The sequence below is a fragment of the Achromobacter spanius genome (assembly GCF_003994415.1).
In the GTDB taxonomy this organism is placed as follows: domain Bacteria; phylum Pseudomonadota; class Gammaproteobacteria; order Burkholderiales; family Burkholderiaceae_B; genus Achromobacter; species Achromobacter spanius_C.
Window position 1 is genome coordinate 3,835,063 of sequence record NZ_CP034689.1, and the last position, 22,086, is coordinate 3,857,148.

At 56.7% G+C, this 22,086-nt stretch carries 22 protein-coding genes; 9 read left to right on the forward strand and 13 right to left on the reverse strand.

Translation table 11 applies throughout. The features are described from left to right. Positions 1-363: 363 nt before the first annotated feature. The 8 genes from ELS24_RS17500 to ELS24_RS17535 form a co-directional block, all read right to left on the reverse strand. Complete coding sequence (locus ELS24_RS17500; RefSeq protein WP_127184862.1) at positions 364-1,407, reverse strand: hypothetical protein; 1,044 nt, start codon at positions 1,405-1,407, stop codon at positions 364-366. Between the two features lie 234 nt (positions 1,408-1,641). Then, positions 1,642-3,450, reverse strand: coding sequence for an alkaline phosphatase family protein (locus ELS24_RS17505; protein ID WP_127184863.1), 1,809 nt, complete (start codon positions 3,448-3,450; stop codon positions 1,642-1,644). A 32-nt stretch (positions 3,451-3,482) separates the two neighbouring features. Next, complete coding sequence (locus ELS24_RS17510) at positions 3,483-4,610, reverse strand: DUF4062 domain-containing protein (protein ID WP_127184864.1); 1,128 nt, start codon at positions 4,608-4,610, stop codon at positions 3,483-3,485. A 444-nt stretch (positions 4,611-5,054) separates the two neighbouring features. After that, the gene (locus ELS24_RS17515) at positions 5,055-5,297 is read right to left on the reverse strand and encodes a hypothetical protein (protein ID WP_127184865.1); all 243 of its coding nucleotides are present in this window, start codon (positions 5,295-5,297) and stop codon (positions 5,055-5,057) included. Between the two features lie 239 nt (positions 5,298-5,536). Then, on the reverse strand, positions 5,537-6,337 hold the full coding sequence (locus tag ELS24_RS17520) for a hypothetical protein (protein WP_127184866.1): 801 nt from the start codon (positions 6,335-6,337) through the stop codon (positions 5,537-5,539). Further along, positions 6,334-7,551, reverse strand: a complete 1,218-nt coding sequence (locus tag ELS24_RS17525) for a toll/interleukin-1 receptor domain-containing protein (RefSeq protein WP_127184867.1) — start codon at positions 7,549-7,551, stop codon at positions 6,334-6,336. Before ELS24_RS17525 ends, ELS24_RS17520 begins: the two co-directional genes overlap by 4 nt. A gap of 122 nt (positions 7,552-7,673) precedes the next feature. Further along, positions 7,674-8,348: a TIR domain-containing protein gene (locus ELS24_RS17530; protein ID WP_127184868.1), complete on the reverse strand. Its 675-nt coding sequence runs from the start codon at positions 8,346-8,348 to the stop codon at positions 7,674-7,676. Between the two features lie 186 nt (positions 8,349-8,534). Continuing rightward, positions 8,535-9,008: a TIR domain-containing protein gene (locus tag ELS24_RS17535; RefSeq protein WP_127184869.1), complete on the reverse strand. Its 474-nt coding sequence runs from the start codon at positions 9,006-9,008 to the stop codon at positions 8,535-8,537. A gap of 988 nt (positions 9,009-9,996) precedes the next feature. Between ELS24_RS17535 and ELS24_RS17540 the strand changes: the two genes are divergently transcribed. Next, positions 9,997-11,280, forward strand: a complete 1,284-nt coding sequence (locus ELS24_RS17540) for an IS256 family transposase (protein ID WP_050448696.1) — start codon at positions 9,997-9,999, stop codon at positions 11,278-11,280. 151 nt (positions 11,281-11,431) lie between these two features. Here the strand turns inward: ELS24_RS17540 and ELS24_RS17545 are convergent, their stop codons facing one another. Further along, positions 11,432-12,220 carry an IclR family transcriptional regulator gene (locus tag ELS24_RS17545; protein ID WP_127184870.1) on the reverse strand — a complete coding sequence of 263 codons (789 nt, stop codon included), beginning with the start codon at positions 12,218-12,220 and terminating at the stop codon, positions 11,432-11,434. After that, entirely contained in the window at positions 12,217-12,849 is a 633-nt protein-coding gene (locus ELS24_RS17550) for a flavin reductase family protein (RefSeq protein ID WP_046807937.1), read from the reverse strand. The genes ELS24_RS17545 and ELS24_RS17550 overlap by 4 nt, the downstream gene beginning before the upstream one ends. Positions 12,850-13,097: 248 nt before the next feature. Between ELS24_RS17550 and ELS24_RS17555 the strand changes: the two genes are divergently transcribed. From ELS24_RS17555 to ELS24_RS17585, 7 genes are all read left to right on the forward strand, one after another. Beyond that, positions 13,098-14,066 (forward strand): Bug family tripartite tricarboxylate transporter substrate binding protein, encoded by a 969-nt coding sequence (locus ELS24_RS17555; protein WP_127184871.1) that lies wholly within the window; start codon positions 13,098-13,100, stop codon positions 14,064-14,066. A gap of 137 nt (positions 14,067-14,203) precedes the next feature. Next, positions 14,204-14,584, forward strand: coding sequence for a RidA family protein (locus ELS24_RS17560; RefSeq protein ID WP_127184872.1), 381 nt, complete (start codon positions 14,204-14,206; stop codon positions 14,582-14,584). Positions 14,585-14,596: 12 nt separating this feature from the next. Continuing rightward, the gene (locus tag ELS24_RS17565; protein ID WP_240669328.1) at positions 14,597-15,559 is read left to right on the forward strand and encodes an amidohydrolase family protein; all 963 of its coding nucleotides are present in this window, start codon (positions 14,597-14,599) and stop codon (positions 15,557-15,559) included. After that, positions 15,556-16,425: a fumarylacetoacetate hydrolase family protein gene (locus ELS24_RS17570; RefSeq protein ID WP_127184873.1), complete on the forward strand. Its 870-nt coding sequence runs from the start codon at positions 15,556-15,558 to the stop codon at positions 16,423-16,425. Before ELS24_RS17565 ends, ELS24_RS17570 begins: the two co-directional genes overlap by 4 nt. Before the next feature lie 13 nt (positions 16,426-16,438). Then, positions 16,439-17,221: a 2-oxo-hept-4-ene-1,7-dioate hydratase gene (hpaH, locus tag ELS24_RS17575; protein WP_127184874.1), complete on the forward strand. Its 783-nt coding sequence runs from the start codon at positions 16,439-16,441 to the stop codon at positions 17,219-17,221. A gap of 10 nt (positions 17,222-17,231) precedes the next feature. Next, positions 17,232-17,999, forward strand: a complete 768-nt coding sequence (locus ELS24_RS17580; protein WP_127184875.1) for an aldolase/citrate lyase family protein — start codon at positions 17,232-17,234, stop codon at positions 17,997-17,999. 187 nt (positions 18,000-18,186) lie between these two features. After that, on the forward strand, positions 18,187-18,975 hold the full coding sequence (locus tag ELS24_RS17585; protein ID WP_127184876.1) for a DUF899 domain-containing protein: 789 nt from the start codon (positions 18,187-18,189) through the stop codon (positions 18,973-18,975). Positions 18,976-18,985: 10 nt separating this feature from the next. Here ELS24_RS17585 and ELS24_RS17590 read toward each other — a convergent pair whose 3' ends face one another. The 3 genes from ELS24_RS17590 to ELS24_RS17600 form a co-directional block, all read right to left on the reverse strand. Next, a complete protein-coding gene (locus tag ELS24_RS17590; RefSeq protein WP_050449538.1) occupies positions 18,986-19,876 on the reverse strand; it encodes a hypothetical protein in 891 nt (296 codons plus the stop codon). Next, on the reverse strand, positions 19,873-20,448 hold the full coding sequence (locus ELS24_RS17595) for a DUF6932 family protein (RefSeq protein WP_127184877.1): 576 nt from the start codon (positions 20,446-20,448) through the stop codon (positions 19,873-19,875). The genes ELS24_RS17590 and ELS24_RS17595 overlap by 4 nt, the downstream gene beginning before the upstream one ends. Before the next feature lie 269 nt (positions 20,449-20,717). Beyond that, positions 20,718-21,518, reverse strand: a complete 801-nt coding sequence (locus tag ELS24_RS17600; protein WP_127184878.1) for a hypothetical protein — start codon at positions 21,516-21,518, stop codon at positions 20,718-20,720. Positions 21,519-21,635: 117 nt separating this feature from the next. On the opposite strand from ELS24_RS17600, the gene ELS24_RS17605 reads away from it, so the two are divergent. Continuing rightward, a complete protein-coding gene (locus tag ELS24_RS17605; protein WP_164741262.1) occupies positions 21,636-22,070 on the forward strand; it encodes a hypothetical protein in 435 nt (144 codons plus the stop codon). The last annotated feature ends 16 nt before the right edge of the window (positions 22,071-22,086 follow it).

Sequence of the window (22,086 nt, forward strand, 5' to 3'; positions counted from 1 at the left end):
GCCGTGCGCTACCTTGGCATTGAAGTAGATGACGCGTTGGACATTCGGATCAGACGGAAATCTGACGCCGGTCGGGTCATGCGTTCGACGCTCGTTCCACCCGATCACTGCGTCAAGGTGGGGCGCGTTTACCGTTGAGCCAAGAGAACCACGGGCGACATTTCTCCTTCGCAGCATAACTTCCGCTTCACGAATTCAAGCGGCTATCTACGCACAGAACTGAACGTCGGCAGTCAGCCCATTGCAGTCATCCGGCGCACCGAATTTGAGGCTCGCAAGCTGGCCTTGGCCCCGTTAGACAGCCGAAAAAGCCCTGCACCAAGTACCAGCAGGCGAGTGCATCAAGCCGTATCGCTCCGCGACTCACAGTGGCATGATCTCCATTCCATGGCCCGGTAGCCACCATTCGGAGAACACCTCATCTAGCGCATCGCGCTCGCGTTGATCATTAGTCCACGCCTTGGCGAGGTTGAACACTGTCTTCATTCTCGCAAGTTGCTCATCAAGAGTAGATACTTCTCGAGCCTGCAAGCTTCGGGCAACCCCGACGACGCGTTCAAAAGTCTCTTGAGAGAGTTCATTGGGCGCCACACTGAAACTGGTCGCTCCAGTGGGCATCATGACCGGGGGAATCGCCCGAAAGATGAGCCGATGGAGGGCCTTGTCACCGGTAGCCAGCGCGGAATGGCTACCGATCGAATATCCCAGTTGGCGCAGAACTGGTAGTGCCAGCCATGTATTCAGATCCCCAGCGCGATTGCGGAGGTACGAGACGTTCATGTAGTCGCTCTCGTCTTTGCCCGCCGGTTGGAAATCCAAGAAAGACGAGAGGTAAGAGTAGGCAGGTTTGGGGTCACTTACCCACTTGAATGCCTGCTGCTTCTTTAGCGAAACCCCCAGCGCTGTCAGCGCAATCACACCTGTGAAGCGCGGAATGTCGGACTGTCCCATTTCTTTCAAGCGTGCCAGCGATTCATCGACCGGCATCTTCTGCGACAGCAGGCACTTCATGATTGCGACGAACGGAACTATCGAACTGAACTGCCTGCGAAGCGCCCTTTCGTTCTTCATCAATAACTGAACTTGATCGCTTGCGTATCCTGGGCGGAACTTGACGCCGTACTGCTCAAGATTTTCGATCCAGCCATTGATACGGCTCTCGGGGTCATTGCGAAAGCAGGAGTTAGAGAACCACTGTTCTTGGATTGCCATCCAAGGATTTACCACGCAATATCGAAGCAGATCTTCAGATAGTTCGGACAGCCACTGAGACCTGGTGAGGGCATTGGTGTCCAAGAAGAGCTCAAGTTCTCCTCGGCTCCGCTGAACGTTTAGGAACGGCCAAATAACGGCAACTCCTGACTCGGTGCGGTGACAGCGCTGGTCGTAGGGGATGGCTTCATTCATGTGTGCAGGTGTACTTGAAAATTGAAGATGGAATATATGTCTTGCCGATACTAGTCACATCCGAATGACTGCCCTTGGCCGGGAGCAGTCGTCGATGACAGGCAGTTTTCGACCCAAAGCGGAAGTTCGGATGTGCCGTTCGACCGCGAATTTGTCACCATTGAATCCGAACTTAGAAACGCAGAGAAATCGTTCTCTGCGCACTCATTCTTAACCAAAAGTGCATTTAAATATCTATATTGCTTGTTGTCGGCCACGCAACTCTCCTAACACCAATAATTTCGCAGGCTCCGTTGCTAATAGATGATTGGTGAATGATTTTTTGGATTCACAACGCCAAGTGCTCCAAAGTTTGGAACCGTTAGGATCCCCTCCACCGAGATCTAGTTCAAGTGCTAACCAATTTCGCGCAGCCATTACATGCCTATTTGACCCGGGAAATAACATCATTTCCGCATTCAAGTTCACATCCAAAACTTGCTTGTTGTTGGCAACAGAATCAAGCACATGGAAGAATAGGCGCTCCATCACCGACACTAGGGAAGGATGAACTACCGCAGTGGATGTCACCTGCTGAATTTGGGCCCAGTTGTCGGTAGGGCCTACGTCCTTTCGGTATGCGACGCCCCACGCCGCAACATGCACGTCGCCCGACACGATAGTCACGCGCAATTCTTTCTGCTTTGCAACTAACAGCAAAGTCTCAAGGAGCCGTTTGCGCTCTCCCTCGTGATCGTCGGCGGTCCAATGGTCCTTCAGATCATCCGCGCTGCTATCAAGAACATGGTCTGATCCAAAGTTGTCCAGAAACGCTTCCGCTAGCGATAACTTGGGGTGCACAACCGGAACAGACGACATAAAGATCAAATGCTGGCAACCGGTTCCGGGGTGAATTCGTTTGTTGGGGGGAACGTCTTGAATCCACCGCTGAAGGGAGGACCAGGTGTCGGGTCCTAACACCTGGGAATGGGAACGCTCGGTGCGTAGGTCGGCCACCATGAGTTGCACTGGCCCGACCGCATGCGCGAAGCTGAAGCCAGGCTGCTCGTCGAGCATGGGCAGTGCTAATTTGTCGGACTTGAGCACCGCCTTCCACGCGATCTTTTCGTAGAGTGGGTCGTCATTGCGAGCGCTAACATCAGTTCGCAGGTGCAATTCCGGGAGCTGGTCCACTGCATGCTGCATCTGAAACACCCAGAACGCTCTACGCGCGTGAAAGAACAGCCGCTTAAACAGTGGGCTTTGCTGCATTTCTGTGCTGTAGGAACCCCATCCGTCAAAGATGTCGTGGTCGTCCCACATCATCACAGTGGGCATGCGCGCCATAGCATGGGCGGCATCCAGCGACTTGGATTTTGAACCCCAGGGCGAGCGCTCCTTAAGGAGCCATCGGGAGCTGTAAAGACCAACGTAGTAGCTCTCGATCTCTTTCTCCAGCGAGGCGCTCACAGGGTATGTCAGCTGCTTTTCGCGCGGAAGCCCAATCCACGCTTTCAACTGTTTAATGTCCTCCCAGATTGAATCGAAATAGATCTGGTCGCCACCCATCAACAGCAGATGAAAACGTTGCAGCCCTTTTTCGTGGGTCCGGGCCTCGTGCCAGATTTGCTCTTTGTCCAGTTGATAGCCATCGGGCCTAACTTTCTTGTCGTGGTTGCATAGCAAGTCTTCCCACACAGCGTTTTCCGACTTTATAAGTTTTCGGATTGCACTTGGATCTGAAAAACCGTTGCAGGACACATAGGCCATCCGAGGCGCGAAGTCTTTACCCGGCACTGTGAAATGCCACACTTCGTCGATTCCGTCGATCCGATATTCCACACGTCGTTCGACCTTTGACTGCTTGCAGGAGAGGTCGTAGCGTAAATAGGTGTGGCCGCCTTGCTGGAGCAAGATTACCGGATCCTTTGTGGGCTTTCCTTTGATCAACACTGTGGGCACTGGTGCTTTGCCCTCAACACCAATCAAGGCCGTTACCTTCCACACGCCCTCATTCGACCCACCACGAAACGATAATACGGGTCCCAATATCAGTTTGGTCATACGTTCCCCGCAGATGTGATTATTTCAGTTATCTAGTCAGTCGCAGACTGCTCTTTTGCGACCGCCTTCACAATCCTCGATCGCGCCATAGCTCGCGCTACGAGCAATTGGCCCTCTCCCGCCTGTTCCAACCACTCCCAAAATCGCTGTGCCGCTAGCCGTGTTTGCACTGGATCTCGGCAGTTTGCGAGAAAGACAAATTGCATCTTTTGCACGTTGTCTGCCACGTATATGCCGAAGGGGCCGCTGATCAGCGTCGCGTCCGGAAAGCCCAGTAGGTTCGTCGCCTGCGTTTCCGTCACGGTGCGATGACAGGCTATGAGATGCAACGGCCCGCCCGCAGAAGTCAATTCACTAACGAATTTGTGGTCTTGCAGATGCGGTCGTCCTAACGGCTCACGCGCGGCGGCGACAGTAAAAGCGGCGGGAACTGCGTGGATCTTCGCAAGAATGGTCGCCCCTTCGATTGACAGAAAAAGCGCATCCTTAGTTGTTCCGGAGCTTTGCCTCGATGTCAAAGCAGCCGACAGCTCCGTTTCCATCGCGGCTCGGCGCCCGCCGAAGTCCAATCGACTCCATTCCAAAGCAGCACCTAGGTCGTACCGTCCGGCTTTAACGCTCTCAGCGCCTCGGCGCGTTTGAGTCAATACTGCATCCACTAGCGCCTTCTTGACCTCGTTCCGCGGATCATCAATCGTAGCCACCTTCCCACCACGAAACGCCGAAACCGTATTCTTATATGTCGTAAAGCGTCGGTTCCTGGCCTCTTGCTCTACGTCTCCCATCGGGCCGCATGTGGGCAGCTCGATTACCCTTATTTTCCCGGGGGACACCTTTAGACCTTCTACATATTCGGCGTGACAGATACCAATGTCTTCGGCGGTTTTCGCCCAGCCCGCGTTACCGTTATATAGAACAAGCAGAACGTCGCATTTTCGAACCTGCGCAAGGCACGCATCCCAACTATCCAATGTGTGATCTTGTGCCTCAGCATCTTCATTGATCCAGACATCGAAAGTTTGCAGATCGAAAAGGCGCTCTGCTTCGATAGTGCGCTTAAGATCCCGGCGAATTTCGGTCAACGACACACGCTCGTTTGCAGAGAAAAGATCGTTGCATCGGCTTGACAACATGACCTTGATCGGTGGACTGGTTCCCATTCATACCCCTTATTTCTGACAGCGAAAAATGCAGGCCTATGTAAAGGAGCCCGTTCGCCGAAGGTCTATTTCAGGCGGCTGAGCGACAAGACAGGCCGATTCGATCTTTTAATATCGCTGTCTAACTGCAACTCGGCCATCCGCCTACCGCGAAATTGCAGTCAGGCACTGATGTTTCCCCACGAATTTCCAACGAAATTCATTTTGAATCAACGGTCTGTTCAGCGAGCCGGGGCTCAATTGGTTCGGTTGGCGGTGATTAGGGCGCGCATGGCGCCAGTCTTATACCCTTCATCAGGCGACCAAACCGTTTGAAGGAAGACAAGGCCATGCACGCAGTCGGAGTATTGCAGAAACTGCTTCAGGATTCGATCCCTAACCTACATTTTGAGCCGACTCAAGGCGTTGCTATGCACGGTGCGAAGTGCGATGGCGACGCGACGGTTAACACTCAGCGGACTGGCGCGCGGACTGCCGACTGGGCAAGCGATGAGGCATCGGATCAAGCGCGTAGACCGGCTGCATGGCAACCGTCATCTGCATAGCGAACGCCCCATGTTCTATCAGCTGCTGTGCCGCCAGTTCGTGGCCGGGATCAAGCGGCCCATTATCTTGGTGGATTGATCCGACTTGAAGGCGGATCGAAGTTGAAATTCGCACGCCCGTCAGGCGTTGTTTGACTGCCATTCCCACCATCCATTTTGGTATTCCTGGTTTGAATTAGAACCGCTTCTATTCGACCGGAAGCGGCAAATAAAATCAACTCATTCGCTGAGTGGTGCTCCGCGGCACCCTTCATGCAGACGTCTGCGCACGCGGGGGCTATCCACCGTCGAATCCGTCAGCGGCCTCAATCCAGCCAAAAATCGCGATTTTTTCGGCGCGACGAATATCGGAGTTTTGGCGCAACCCTAGCCCCGCCCCTTTTAAGGAGTTTCTTTCATCTTCTGCGGAACAATTTTAAGGATAAATTTTTCAAAATTTAAGAGCGATACGGGTGACCACTGGACAGCGGTTTTCGACCAGTAGTGCCGACATAAACTCTCAAAGATGATGTTGACGCAAGAGGCAACGTCATCGGAACCAAAAAGCTCTACGTTTTCCGCTATTGACAGCTCATTGTTCAGCGATGCCGGCGTTAGCTCTGCAGCCAATTGTTGCGAGTAACCACCGAGTCCACCTATTAGATATCGAGGAATTTTCCGCTTTTCCGCGAGCGCCATCTCTTCGGCCACTCCTGGATTGGCGCCGTCTCTATCGTGCATCTTTCCGCCGACTGAGACCATCACGTTTTGAGCCGCAACGAGAACCTTGCGCATCACGGACAAACTGTCATTCCTGGTTTGTCTGTGAGCATCTGTGCCATCACCAATCTTTTTCGTCAAGATAAGTTGGGCCACGTCAGTCATAGCTTGGATCTCGTCTGCTGAGTAATAGTCGAACCAGAGGTCAGACATCACTAACGTCACCGGCGGCCTATCAGTCCGAGTTGAATGCAACCGCGCTTGCCTCAAGATAATGGGCGTAAAACTCGGATGACTACCATGAACAACTCTACCGCCGTACTTGAAAATCAACCCACTGAAGAGCGCTACGAACTCGAGAATACCTCGATCCATTGCTCGTTCAGTCCAGTTTTCGCGTTCTGGTATGGCGCCGGAGAGCCCAACTTCCAAGCCTTCCAGACGCACGTCAATTTTTCCGTTATTCAGGCCGATTTCGCTCATGCGCCACCCAGTTTCGTGAAGTGTGAAGCCAAGAGCGCGGATAGCTCCTGGTGGTGGAGAACGATCATGTCATCATCGAGGTAGTCTCTAAACTCGTCCTCGGGCCAAAGATCGCCGTCATAAACGAAGAGAGAGTGATTGGCGCGCGGTTGTGTTTGCAGGAAGCTCTTAAAGCGTGCACGGGCGGGATCATAAATCTGATCAAAAATGGAGCAATGACTGTGGATCGTCCTTTTTAATCGAGGACTGAACTCTTGGTGCGACCTGAACATAAGCAATGCGCGATCCAATGCTTCCCAATCGTACCCGGCCGCCTTAAAAGATCTTTCGACGAGGAAGGGAACGCGACATTTTCTGACGAAGATGTCGCAGAGATAGGTTTCGATCTCAACAGTAATTTTTTCCAATTCAGCATCGGACAAATTTTTTTGTGTGGGCACATCTAAGAAGGTCATGTCGATCCAGCGCTGTAGACTCAATAATGCGCGGAATCGTGGCCCTTTCTTCCCATCTCCTTGCGATCTAAAAACCACCGGAAGGACCGGAATCAACATACTGTCAGCAGTGTTGATTTCTTCCTTTATCCACTTCGACTTGTAGGACTCTGGCGTATCGACCAGAAGGACCAAACTCGCCTCGGATAGGGCATTTTCAATTTCTTTTTGAACGAGATTGCCCGGCAATATCTGGGTGGCACCGTCCAGATCCTTAGCCTCATCAAGCCACGGTTTATATCCCAGGGTGTAGAGGTAGTCATAAATTTGCGAAGCAATCTGTTTACCGTCTACAGCTCGGTATGATATGAAGACCTTTGTATTGCGGCCTTGTAGACGAAGCCCCAGCATAGCGCCGGCGCGATGTATTAGTCGACCGTTAGCCCCTAACGAGTTGCCGTCGAAAGCCAGCGCTTTGTAATCTTTGGCAGCGCCGGGTGGTACTGGGAAATCTTTATTGATAGCGACAGGCAGAATCATCGCTGTATCGGGTCGACTACGCAAGAATTCTTCAATAAACGTATTCGCTTCGTTTGGAAAAGGGTGCTCATCGTAAAGTACGATTAATAGATCATCCCAATTCACGTCGCTTGGCCAAACGTAGGGTATGGAGTCTAACGCAAGCGCTACAGATATGTGGTCTTGGAATGTCTCGAGCAAGTCAGTTTGGATGCAATTGGCGATATTCCCGCATGCCTCATTATGCAGAACTACGATCATTCGTCTATTCCCTATGTAGCGAAAGTTACGCTAATACTATTGAGCTATGCGATATCCTAATCGGCATCTTGCTACCGAACCAGATATTTCGAGAACATTATGCTGAGCGTTCCGCTTTAGCTTTATGGAAGTTGCTTTGTTATATTGTAGGAATCGATATTTTCACCAATACCGATTGCCAGATCAATATAGCGCTCAGGATTTATCACAAAATCAGACCATTTTACCGAATAAATATACGATGAACTTCCTGAATAAACTCTAGACCCAGAGTTATGATGAGTGCATTCCGTATATTCTGGCTGTTTGATGTTGAACATGTTGTCCTTCATAATTTTGAATAGCTTGCTTGTTCTCAGCGTGCGGCTTTTACAATGCGGACATGACGCATCAATAATGTAGTAGTCATAGAGACCTGCTTCATCAGGCAAGGTAATTGCCAAGAGCGCATTTGGTCGAGATGATTTGCCGCCACGGCTCTTCTTCCTCAGGGAATACGATATTTCCCATGGTATCCACTGGTCAGCCTCCGGAATCATCGGATCTAGCATACCCTTGGAAATCATAATGATAGTGAGGGAGCTATCGAAGATTTTTTCGCCTAATATGGTCTGAATCGTATCGTCTTTGAAAGCACTGAGATCAGCGTCGTCCTTCTCCCCCTTATTAATATGCTCCTTGCCCTCCAGCATTTTCTGAAGCTCATCCACATAAGTGCGTGCGGTTGTGTTCTCGACTTCGAGCGAATTGACTAGCTCATCCGCATACTTGTACGTGACGAATATTTTTCGTGCCATATTTCCACTCTAGATATCTATACCTCGCAGCTTAGCGAGTATGTCTGAGCGCGGCGCATTCCAGGCAGCACCATGCATGCCCAGAGCGTGCTCCGCAGGTCTACTTCCCGGTTGGCTATGTAACTTCTTCACCAGTGCGTCGCTATGGAGTACAGGGACATGTCAATACCGATACTCGGCAAGCGACTATTGGGCGATTGCGGCCTCAACCCAGATAGATAGATTGTTGGAGATGTCCTTATAGGCATCACTTACCTTCGGGTCGTACACCTTTGGCACAATCACAGTATCGCCGCGCTTGAACGTAATACTGTCAAACGGATTCGTACCTTTAGCACATTTTCCGTTATTCGGGCAGTTAAGATTGTGGACATAGATGCCCAGAATACCCTTCCCGTCTTCCCATGCCTTCTTGATTTCGTAGTTGACCCAAGGTCTTCTGTGCGTATCCGTGCCTATCAAAACGATAATGCACGACTTGCCTTTCATATTGTCATCAATCCAAGTTTTGATGGCACCATCGCCCTTTTTTTTCACTTCCTCCCAATTATTGGGAGAAACTGGCGTGTTACCTTCAACGACTCCCATGTTTCGAATCTGCTGTACGCGCATCACGTCGTTAGCGAAGTGAAAGCTATAAAAAATTTGCCTTTTTGCCATTATTATCTACTCAATAGTTAAATGATCCGAACCAGCTCGTCGACTAGTTCGGCACGAGTCACGACAGAAAACACTTAGAGCAAATATTGCCATCGTGATATTTAATTTCATTTAAATAAAGGGAGGGCTCCACCACCCGGAGGCTTGACGAAGTAACTTTATTATGTCGACCGATATGCCCTGAGGCGTAATCAAACGGCACCATCCGGTTCCGGCAGACTCACGTATTCGACGCAATAAAGTTGCGCAATATCGGAGGCCCCCGGGTATATGCAAGTGCTAGCAATTGTTCTTCGGACTTCTTCAGCAAGTCTTCAAACCTCGCCGCTACTGGGTCGGTAGCGCCGACAGGGATGACTGGTCGCAGCACATATCTGCGCTTCGTTCACTCTGACACTAGATGCCTAAAGGAATGATGGCGTCTGACTGCAGATGCTCCCACTGGTAGGCAGATTCGCTTCAGTTGTGGCTGCTGTGTAGCGTCTGGGATGGCCTCATCCAAGTCTAAGTTGCCCCAGAAATCGTCGATGCTGGACGCCACCCCGCCTCAGCGGAGGATCTCCAGGTCGTGCAAGCGTCCAGGGTGGGGACAACTGGGCCGCGTTTCGGGTACGGAACATCAACATCTCGTTCTAAGGTTGCAGGATAGAAACTCTCTATCTCGGAAAGCGCTTATGTGCGTAACTCCGAGTCCCGACCGATGATGCGGATTGTGCTGTCCCGTGCTTGGGCTGCTCTTGCGGTGTGATGCCGCCGACCTTGCCAAAGCTGATGCACAAGCAAACCGCAGTGACAACTTGGCTTAACGAATCGATGCTGATCGCGTTGCCCTGAAGCAAGACTTCAGGGGCCAAGGTCGGCCAAAGATTCCAAATGTTACCTTAGTTACTAACTTTGATCTATGGCAGATCTAAAGCTCCATGCAGACGGCCAGGGACTGTCAGGATTTTTGTGTGCAGGCCTATGATGGTTTTCAAGGAGACCGACCATGGCACGCAACCCGAAGTCCACGAGGCAGTCCAGCACGTCTGCGCTACCGGCCAGTGCCGAGCAGTTGCTCGATGAACTTGTAACGGGGCCGATGACAGCCGAGGCGGTCCAGGACACGTTCATGTTGCTGAAGAAGGCGCTGATCGAGCGTGCTCTGGGCGCTGAACTGGGCCGACACCTGGGTTATCCCGCAGGCGGCGAGCGCCCGGAGGACACCACCAACCAGCGCAACGGCAAGAGCAGCAAGACCGTGCTGACCGACGACGGCCCGCTCAAGCTGGATATCCCGCGGGATCGGGATGGCAGTTTTGCCCCAATCCTGATTCCCAAGCACGCACGCCGGTTTACCGGTTTTGATGACAAGATCATCGCGATGTACGCCCGTGGCATGAGCGTGCGCGAGATCCGAGCGTTCCTGGACGAGCAATATGGCACTGACGTGTCGCCGGAGTTCATCAGCTCAGTGACCGATGAGGTCATGGATGAAGTACAGGCGTGGCAGAACCGCCCTCTGGAACCCATGTTCCCCGTGGTGTTCTTCGACGCGTTGCGGGTCAAGATCCGCGACGAAGGCTTGGTGCAGAACAAGGCGGTTTATCTGGCCTTGGGTGTGCTGCCCGATGGCACGCGCGAGATTCTCGGCCTGTGGGTCGAGACCACCGAGGGCGCAAAGTTCTGGATGCGGGTGTTCAACGACCTCAAGACCCGAGGGGTGCAGGACATCCTGATCGCAGTGACCGATGGTCTGAAAGGGATGCCCCAGGCGCTAGAGGTCGTGTTCCCAGCCACCACGCTACAAACGTGCATCGTGCATCTGATCCGCAATAGCCTGGCCTACGCCGGCTGGAAGGACCGCCGCGCGATCGCCACGGCGCTGCGCCCGATCTACGCTGCCGTTAACGCCCAGGCCGCGCAACAGGCCCTTGATGAGTTTGCCAAAGGCGCTTGGGGCTTGAAGTACCCAATGATCGTCAAGGCCTGGAAAGACGCCTGGGAACAGGTCATCCCCTTCTTCGTGTTTCCACCCGCGATCCGACGTGTGATCTACACGACGAACGCGATAGAGAGCGTGAATGCGCAGCTACGCAAGATCATCAAAACGCGCGGCCACTTCCCCACCGACGACGCGGCGATTAAGCTGCTCTGGTTGGCGCTGCGAAACATTACCGTCAAATGGGGCACGGCCACACACCATTGGACCGACGCGATGCACCAGTTCGCCATCCTCTACGAGGAGCGATTTACCCGCATCCGTACCAACGCCCAGTGGGCCAGCGAGTAAATGATGCAACGTCAGAACAACGCCTAGAACACAAAATTTCTGACAGTCCCGACGGCCATACAGGAGCAGATATCGATCTGTTGATTGCGCTCGCTCTTTCTTAATGTGAATGTCCCTGCGCGAGGGCCCCAATACCCGCCAATCTTTCCTCTCACCTCCCCTCCACCCTCCCCCACCTCCCCGCAATCCCCCCCGCCGCCGCCTTCATCCTCTCCACCACCATCCCAAATCTCCCCACCCCCAACCTCTCCGCCATCGCCGTCACGGTAATCGCCCCCAGCGCCACCCCGCCCTCCGTCAACACAGGCACCGCCACCGCGCTAGTCCCCGGCATCAACCCCATAGCCGCATGCGCAATCCCCTCCCTTCTTGCCACCTCAACCCGCGCAATCACATCCTCCACCCGCTCCCCCATCACCTCCAGCCTGGCCGCGTTCCCCCGCACCAACTCCACACTCTCCTCCCTCCCCAAACTCGCCAACAACGCCACGCCCGACACGCCGACGCCCAACGGCCGTCTAACCCCCACCTCAATCGACAGCACCTGTATCGGATGCCTGCCGGTCCTCCGCCCAATACAAATCGAATCGTGCCCATGTCGAATACTCAAAAACACCGTATCCCCCACCTGATCGGCCAGTTCGCTCATATACGGGTCCGCCAGCGTCAGCAGCGGAAAGCGCCGCGTCCTGGCCAGCCCCAGCAAACTGATCTCTTGCCCGATCAAGTACCGTCGAGTTTCTGAATCCTGTTCAACCGCGCCCTCTTGCACCAGCGTCTTCAGCAAGCGATGCACAGTCGGCCGATTCAAACCGGACATGCGTTCCAGATCCACCAGCCTTACTCCCCGCTCTTGTCCGCAGGCAATCAGGCGCAGCAGCGCCAAGGCTCTGCGTACCGTCTGCGCGCCGGATGCGCTTTTATCTTCTGATTCGCTCACGTGGCCTCCGGTTTGATAATGGATTTCGGAGTCTGCTGAATACCCCGTTTGGTGACGATGGGGCCTAGCGATGCATAGTTCGGCCCGCCGATGCGGCAGATGGGGCGTAGTAATGCCGTATCGATCTTGCCGTCTTGCAGCAGGCCATCGCGAATATGGAACATCACCACTTCGCCCACGAAGAACTCCGCGCCGGTGTCGCCAAACGGGGTGACGCTATGAAAGCGGCATTCCAGGCTGATGGGCGCGGCGGCAAGTCTGGGGGTGTCGATAACGGCGCCGGGAAGCACGCTTAAGCCCAGCACGTCGACTTCACTGATTTCGGGCGGGTGTTCTTGGGCGCTGTCGTGCAGGGGATCAAGCAGGGTTTCGTCGCCGACGTTGACGACGAAGTGGCGGTTGGCCAGGATGTTTTCGGCGGTGTCTTTGCGTTTGCCGGCTTTGCGGCCGATGTTCACGCCGATCATGGGGGGTTTGTTTGAGACGAAGGTGTAGCAGCTGAACGGCGCCAGGTTGACGCCGCCGTGGGCGTTGACGCTGCTGATCCAGGCGATGGGCCGTGGCACGACGATGCCGCTCATCAGGCGGTAGGTTTGTTCGGGGTTCAGGTCGCTGGCGGGAAAGTGCATGATGGGTCTGGCTCCGTAGTCCGGATATTGAACATTCAACAATGAATAAAACTGCGCGCGCAATAGGCGCCCAGGGTAATTCTGCGGCGAAACGCGGTCATGCCAGAAGCCGCTCGCAAAGCAACCTGCCAAAAGAGTCCAACATCCGGAACTTTTCTTGAAATTCGGATTGTTCAGCGGCGCGGGAATTTCTAGAGTGTCGTCAAACACAACAAACAAAACGTGATGACACGACCAGGAGACAAACCATGCATCGCAATACCCTTCGCGCCTGCGCCACGGTGGCGCTAACCGTTCTGACTTCCATGGCGCACGCCGCGTGGCCCGAGAAGCCCGTGAAGATCGTGGTGCCCTATCCGCCGGGCGGCAATGTGGACGTGGCGGCGCGGATGATTGCGCCGGGCTTGCAGGCGGCGTTTGGGCAGCCGTTTATTGTCGAGAACAAGCCGGGTGCGGGCGGGATGATTGCCGGTGAGCAGGCGGCGCGGTCCGAGCCGGATGGCTACACCTTGTTCATGGCGGCGAACGGGCCGCTGCTGTTCTCGCCGCTGATCTTCAAGCGGGATGCCTACAAGTGGGACCGGGACTTTGCGCCGATCAGTTCGGTGTCGTACACGCCGCTGGTGTTGCAGGTGAAGCCAAGCGTGCCGGCGAAGACGCTGGCTGAATTGCTGGCGCTGGCGAAGAAAGAGCCGGGCAAGCTGAACATGGCGTCTCCGGGTGCGGGGACCACGAATCATCTGGTCAGCGAGCTGTTGCAGTCGTTGACGGGCGCGCGTTGGACGACGGCGCAGTACAAGGGCAACGCGCCGGCCACAACCGATCTGCTGGGCGGGCAGGTGGATTTCAATTTTGATCAGATTTCGGTGGCGCTGCCGTATGTGAAGGAAGGCCGCTTGCGCGCGTTGGCGGTGACGACGGCCAAGCGCGTGCCGTCGATGCCGGACGTGCCGACGTTTGCGGAAGCGGGTGTGCAGGGCATGGAGGCGGCCACGTTTACCGGGCTGCTTGCGCCGAAGGGCACGCCGCCGGATGTGCTGAAACAGTTGAGCGAGGCGCTGACCAAGATTCTGGCGCAGCCGACGATTATCAAGCGATTTGATGACCTGGGCGCCGAGGCGCGCGGCAGTACGCCCGAGGAATTCACGCGCTATCTGGCGGCGGAAGACGCGCGCTGGACGCCGATCATCAAGCGGGCGGGCATCACGGCGAACTAAGGCCAGACCACCGCCGCCGGACCGCAGCCTGGCCTGACCCGCCAGTAGCCACGCCCTGAAAACGAAACGCATCGCGGCCTTGCTTGGTCATGGCCGCGGTGCCGCCCCACCCTCTTCTTTTGCAAACGGAACCCGCCATGAGCAGACGCAGCATCTACGCCGAAGGCTTCAGCCACAAGAATCCCATTCCGGCCGCGTGCCGGATTGGGCCCATGCTGTATTCGGGCAGCATCCAAGGCACCGACCCCGCCACGGGCGCGTACGGCGCGTCGCTGGAACGCCAGTGCGAGCTGATGTTCGACCACGTGCGGCGCATTGTGGAAGCGGGCGGCGGCACGCTGGATCACATCGCCAAGATGACGGTGTGGATGCGCGACCGCAGCCAGCGCGCGGCGCTGAATGCGGTGTGGCTGCAAGCGTTTCCGGATGCGGAGAACCGCCCGGCGCGCCACACGATGCAGGCCGATCTGGATGGCGACAAGCTGATCGAATGCGATTTTGTGGCCGTGATCGGGTAAGGGAGACAGACGATGACTCAAGGCCAAATGACTCACAGCCAAAGTTTGCAGAATCAAGCCGTGCAGAATCCAGCGTCGCAGAAGCAAGCGCCGCAACATTCCCCCTCGCAGTACCAACCCTTCAATCCCCGCCCCACTGCGCCTGCCACTCGCCTGCCGCCTAAGGCCTGCGACAGCCAGTTTCATGTGTTCGGCCCCGCTGACCGTTACCCCGTGCGCCCCGGCGCGGCGTACGAGATGCCCAGCGCCACCATCGAGACCGCGCTGGGCCTGCATCGCCTGCTGGGCATCGAACGCGGCGTGATCGTGCAGGCCACGACCTATGGCGCGGATCATCAGGTGGTGCTGGACGGCCTGGCCGCCGCCGGCCCGTCGTATCGCGGTTGCGCGAATGCGGTGGTGCTGGCCGAGCGTGATGACGCCTACATTCAGAAGCTGCACGATGCGGGCGTGCGCGGCGCGCGGTTCACGCGTCAGGGCTTGGGCATCAGCATGGCGCCTGCCGTGTTTGACCGCGCCATTGCGCGCATTCGTGAACTGGGTTGGTACGCCAAGTTTCAGCCGGAGCCCGACGGCATGATGGCGCAGGCGGCGCAGTTTGAACGGCTGGATATTCCGGTGCTGCTGGATCACATGGGGCGTGCCGATCCCACTGCGGGCGCGGCAGATCCGACTCGGCAGTTGTTGGAGTCGTTGCTAAGTCGCGGCAACTTCTGGGTGATGTTGTCGTTGACGGAAAAAATCTCACGCAGCGGCCCGCCTTGGGACGACGTGACGCCGCTTGCGCAAGCGCTGATCGCCGCCAACCCCGACCGCGTAGTGTGGGGCAGCGACTGGCCACACCCCGTCTCCACCAAGCCCACGCCCGACGAGGGCCAGTTGGTGGACCAGTTGGCGCGCTATGCAGGCGACGCCGCGAAGCTTAAGAAAATCCTGGTGGACAACCCCGCCCGCTTGTTTGGATTCGACGAATGAAACTGCTGACTTATACGCATGAAGGCCGCACGCACTTTGGCGCGCTGCGCGGCCAGGACCAGATCGTGGCCTTGGATGGACATGGCCATGGTTATGACAGCCTGCGCGCTGCGCTGGAAGCCGATGCCCTGCCCGCGCTGGCCAAATTGGCGGACTCGATTCCCGCCACGCACAAACTTAACGAAGTGCGGCTGTTGCCGCCAATCCCCTCGCCAGAAAAAATCATCTGCGTCGGCGTGAACTACGGCAAGCGCAACGAGGAATATAAAGACGGCAGCGCGCCGCCTGCCTACCCCAGCGTGTTCCCGCGCTTTCCGGGTTCGTTCGTGGGCCATGGCGAACCCTTGCTGCGCCCACCGGAATCCGAACAACTGGATTACGAAGGCGAGATCGCCATCATCATCGGCAAGGCCGGCCGCCGCATTGCGGCCGAAGACGCCTGGAGCCACATCGCGGGCCTGACCTGCCTGAACGAAGGCACGGTGCGCGACTGGATCAAGCACGGCAAGTTCAACGTCACGCAGGGCAAGAACTTTGACGCCAGCGGGTCCATGGGGCCGTGGATGGTAACGGCCGACGAATTCGATCCCGCCGCACCGTTAACGGTGACCACGCGCGTGAACGGCGAGCTGCGCCAGCAAGACGCTACCGACAACCTGATGTTTCCGTTCGCGGAACTGATCCGCTACATCTCCATCTGGACCACGCTGCAACCCGGCGACGTCATCTCCACCGGCACGCCGATTGGCGCAGGCGTGCGCTTCACGCCGCCGCGCTTCTTGAAGCCGGGCGATGTGGTTGAAGTGGAAGTGGCCGGCATTGGCGTGTTGTCGAACCCCGTGGCCGCCGAAGTCGCCGCGCACTGATCAGGAGCCTTCCATGCTTAACGACGAAGACCGCGCCCGCGCGGCCAGCCTGCTGCTTGAAGCCGAGCGCAGCGGCGTGCCCACCACGCAGCTTGATCAAGCGTTTCCCGATATTGAGATTGCCGATGCGTATGCCATCCAGCAACGCAATATCGACCAAAAGATTGCCGACGGCGCCAAACTGCGCGGCCACAAGATCGGCCTGACGTCCAAGGCCATGCAAAGCACCGTGGGCATCGACGAGCCGGACTACGGCCATTTGCTGGACACGATGTTCTATCAGGATGGGCAGACCATTCCCACCGACCAGCTGATCGTGCCGCGCGTGGAAGTGGAGCTGGCTTTCGTGCTGGGCAAGCCCTTGCGCGGCCCGGACGTAAGCCTGTTCGATGTGCTGGATGCCACCGATTACGTGGTGCCCGCGCTGGAACTGATTGACGGGCGCAGCAAGTATCCGCGCCGCATCGTGGACAACATTGCCGATAACGCGGCCTGCGCCGGCATCGTGCTGGGCGGCCGGCCGGTGCGGCCGATGGATATTGATCTGCGCTGGGTTGGCGCCCTGCTTCTTAAAAATGGCGTGATCGAGGAATCCGGCGTGTCGGCTGCCGTGCTTGGGCATCCGGCGTTGGGTATTGCGTGGCTGGCAAACAAGCTTGCGCAGCACGACGCCGGGCTGGAAGCCGGGCATATTGTGCTGGCGGGGTCCTTCACGCGCACGGTCGCGGTGAAACGCGGCGACACGTTGCATGCCGATTACCGCAAGCTGGGCAGCATCTCGGTGCATTTCTCATAAGGCGGCGCGCATGGAACTTCCCATCAATACGTTTAAACGCGCGCTGCGCGAACAGCGTCATCAAACCGGGCTGTGGGTGACGCTTGGGGCTGCGAACAGCACGGAACTGGTAGCGGCCAGCGGCTTTGATTGGCTGCTGCTGGATACCGAGCACACGCCCGTGGTGCTGCCGACTGTAATGGCGCAGTTGCAGGCGGCTGGCGCGTATAAGAGCCATCCGGTAGTGCGCCCGTCTTGGAATGACAAGGTGCAGATCAAGCAGTATCTGGATATCGGCGCGCAGACCTTGCTGCTGCCGTATGTGCAGAACGCGGACGAGGCGCAAAGCGCGGTGGCCGGCATGCGCTATGCGCCGCGTGGTGTGCGGGGCGTAAGCGGGACCATGCGCGCGACGCGGTATGGACGCGTGCCGGACTATATGCGCCGGTGCGAAGAGGAACTGTGTTTGCTGGTGCAGGCAGAGACTGGCGAGGCGCTGGAGAATCTGGACGCCATGATTGCGGTGGATGGGGTCGACGGGGTGTTTCTAGGCCCCGCGGATCTGGCCGCCAGCCTGGGCTATCCGGGCGAGCCGCAGCATCCAAAGGTGGTGGCCGAAGTGGAAAGCGCCATCAAGCGCATACGCGCGGCGGGCAAGGCGCCGGGGGTGTTGACGGGGGATGAGACCTTGGCGCGGCGGTATATCGAGGCCGGGAGCTTGTTTACGGCAGTGGGCGTGGACGCGGCGATCTTGGTACGGCATTGCGATCAGTTGGCGGCGCGATTCGCACAGGTTTGACGGGTTTCGCTAGACGCTAGACGCGCGGCCGTGGCGGCTTATGCCACGGAAATAACGCCACGTTTGTTACTCCCGGCTCTCGGCACGCGGTGCAACACTATTCGTAAGCACCCTTACACGGCGGGCTGTCATGCATCCCGCCGTTCATCCTAGCCAAGAAGGAATCACCACCGGAGGTAACACCGCCATGACCGCTGCCACTGAACCCACGGGCCGCATGCAGACGCCCCCCGTCGTCTCCGCCGACGAATGGGAAGCCGCCCGACAGCAACTCCTGCTGAAAGAAAAAGCCCAAACCCGCGCCCGCGACGCCCTGGCCGCCGAGCGCCGCCGCATGCCCTGGACGCCTGTCGACAAGGACTACACGTTCGACGGCCCGAACGGCAAGCTGACGCTGCGCGACCTGTTCGACAAGCGCCGCCAGCTCATCATCTATCGCGCCTTCTTCGAACCCGGCGTGTACGGCTGGCCCGAGCACGCATGCCGAGGCTGTTCCATGGTGGCCGATCAAGTGGCGCATCTGGCCCACTTGAATGCCCGCGACACCACGCTGGTCTTTGTCTCACGCGCCCCGCAAGCCGACATCGCCCGCCTGAAGGCCAGCATGGGCTGGACGATGCCGTGGTTCACGATCACTGACAGCTTCGACGCGGATTTTGGCGTGGACGAATGGCACGGGACGAACGTGTTCTTTCGCGATGGCGACCGCATTTTCCGCACGTACTTTTTGAATAACCGTGGCGACGAGCAGATGGGCGGGACGTGGAATTACCTGGACATCACGCCGTTGGGCCGGCAGGAAGCTTGGGAGGATTCGCCTGAAGGGTATCCGCAGACGCCGGCGTACACCTGGTGGAACTGGCACGATAGTTATGTGCCAGGTGCGCCGCCAGATCAGGAGTGGGTCGAGGTGTCCGAGGCGGCAGATAAGGCGCTCATGGAGCAATGCTGCAACAAGGGTAAGCCAGCGCCGTAGCCGTACCGCGTTACTTGGGAAGGGCGTTCAGCGTGAAGCGAGGACGCCCTTGGCCTACTTGCACAACCGCTAACGTTATTTGTACGCTGCGCTTGAGCCAGTCTCTGAGAATCACGTCGGGATCTGCAATTGAAGCGCCTATCCTGCCTTTGATCAGCCCATCCTCGGTCTGAAATTCGAACGTTCTCGAGTTGGGAAGAATGCCCACAAACTCACCCGCAAAGGATTCGGACGCCTCCTGTATGTTTTCTTCGCCCAGCCGACTGGCGGAGTGTGTCAACTGGTCGAAGCCCTCATACCTGAATATCCTGCCTTTAAATTCCAGCCCACACCACGCGTGGTACTGAAACAAGACCGAGAGAAACTCAGAGATTTTCTTTACTGCACGAGGATGAATCGCATCAACAAACTCCGCCACATCATCATCACTGCCGGTCGCCGAGGCCTCTAGCAACGACTGCATCTTCTGCAGTGCATCCTCTGTTTTCTCGTGCTCGGGAAACAGACCCCCGGCGGGAAGTTCGAATTCGAATCCGAACGAACCTACCGCGGTGCCAGTGATCAAAAGTTGATTTTTATCGCGGTCAGGAATGGGCCCCATCAATTGAAGATTTTCGTTGAGCCCGGCCACTACAGCTGCAAAGGCATCGGCAAACGCGGTGGTTGCCTTTCCCCCAAAGTCCGCCGCAATTCCATGGCTCCCGATCGTGGGACGTCCTCGAAAAGTAAGCTTCACGCGTGAAGGTTGTGGGGAGGCTAGCTCGCTCTTGAGCGCAGCACGAACCGTCTTCAAACGATTTTGAATCGAGATACGTTGGATCGCCGCTGACGCAGGAATATCCTCCAACATTCGTTCCAACTCTCGGATTTCGGAGGTGAGGAATTCATCACGATTAGTCATGGCTCGACTCCAAGCTCGCTCTTGGCTTGAGCTAGCACCTGAACAGCAACGACATCTTCGGACGGGTCCAATTCCACTTGAACAAAGCCCTTCCACATGCCGTCTCTTCTATGGGACCACATGCTGTACCAATAGGATACTGATTGAACCGATTCGGCTTGCAGCGGGCGGCCCAGAACTTCCCAATAGGCATCCACGTGATAGGTGTCTTTCACATACGCTTGATCGAAAAGACGTGGATTCCTAGCCACTAGTGCCTCTTGGTCCAGCCCATTCGGAAGATCCAAAAACGTCACAACATCAACGTCACGCGGGTCTCTTGCTTCAACAACCTCGACGTGTTCAGAAAAGCTGCCGTTCAGCCATTGAAATCCCGTGTCGATTCCAATTCTGTGAATCTCGGCGCGGAACTTCAGAAGCCCATCAAGAATGTTCAATCGAGCGCGCGATATCCCCATCGCGTCGATCAGCGAATGAAGGGACGATTTATATGGCGAACGATCAGGATCGTGCCCATGAGCACCCGGGCGCACCGGCGGAAGAACGCCTTGAAGGTTCCATGCAGGAATCATAGATTTTGCCTCTGGGCCACATCAAAAGGTCAAATTGCTGTTCGATACGAACCATCCATCATAGACCGTCGACACCCAAAAACACCCGCAATAACCGCCCATAAACACCGTGAAAGAGTCCTACTTTTAGCCTCACGGCCCGACTTCACCGACATCGCAACTGCCGTCCCGTCAATTTCCCCGTTCAGCACGTTACACGTACAAACTTCTTGCCAGTTATCTCGGCTATTGAACGCCCCAATGGCCGCAGCGATGCGCCCCACCCGCCATCACAAATGCCGATGGCTACACACCATCGCCTGCCCGGTCAGTTCGCCAATCAGCTTGGCGATGCCGCGCGCGCTCGCTTCATCCAGCCATTCCATGCGCACCATCCGAAATCCCATTGCCAGGCTATAGCGCCAGTCCAGTTCCAGGATGCGGTAGGCACAACCATTTGCCTCGCTATGCCATTGCGCGGCCGGGTCCTCATACGCCGCGCCGATGAAATCCACGTGCGATTCAAATGGCGGTAGCGATTCCAAGGGTTCGTCGGAACCGGGCAGGCACGGCTCGGACAGGTTTTCTCCGACGGCCACGTTGGGGTTATGGCCGTTGAACGCCAGCAGCATCAGCGGAAAATTCCTGGGGTCTGCGTCATAGTCCTCTCGAACCTCGGCGCTTAGGTAGGGGCGCGCGGCTGGGCCAAGGCAGTATTGGGGGCTGTGCCAGTCGCTGTTTTCGTAATCGTCGTATAGCGGGTCAGGCGTAATGCCATGCTGCGCCAGCAGGCTCAGCGTTTCTTCGATGGTTGCGTCATGCCGAATCGGCAGGTCGGCGGGCAGATGACCGGCCTGCACATAGCGCGCAAGCAAGTCGCCCGGTGTACCCACGGGTTCCGGGTTTTGATATGAGCCTTCGTTCAGGCCGGCCACGCCAAACCCCAGGTTGATGATGGCGCGATACGGCACTTGCCGGCCGCGTGGCTCAAGCACGTATCCGCCTTTCAGCAGTTGCGCTTCCAGGGCCTGCCAATCGGGTGGCGGCAGGTGAAAATCGCGCGGGCAAATGAATTGGTGATGTTCAGACATGGGGGATGCGTTTGCAAATTCCGGGGTTAACGGTTTGCGATTCGTGGGCAAACCGCGAAAGTCTAAATGAAAAATTCCAGGTGAACGATAGCGCCCTGTCCGCCTAAACTTGCCGACATGAGTAAATCGTTATCCCCCTCGTCCGACCTCTTCGCGCCGCCTCGCAAGCGCTCCCCTGCCCGCGTGAATTCCCTGTTATGGATTCTGGAGCCCATGGAAAGCGACGCCGCCTACCAGCGCCGCAAGATGTTCGGCTGCGATGCGGCGTATCTGGATGAGTCGCTGTACTTGGTGGTTGCTGACCGTGAACCGCCCTGGACCGGGGTCATGGTGTGTACATCGCGCGAGCACCATGCGGCGTTGATGGCGGACGTGCCCGGGCTGCTGGAGCATCCAGAGTTGGGTAAGTGGCTGTACCTGCCGCAGACCGACGAAGCGTTTGAGTCCCATGCGGCCGTGCTGGTGGCGCTGGCCTTGGACCGAGACCCGCGCATGGGCGTGGCGCCCAAGCCTAAGACGTCGCGGCGCAAGTCTTGGCGTGCCGCTGACTAAAGCGCTTAGTACGCGG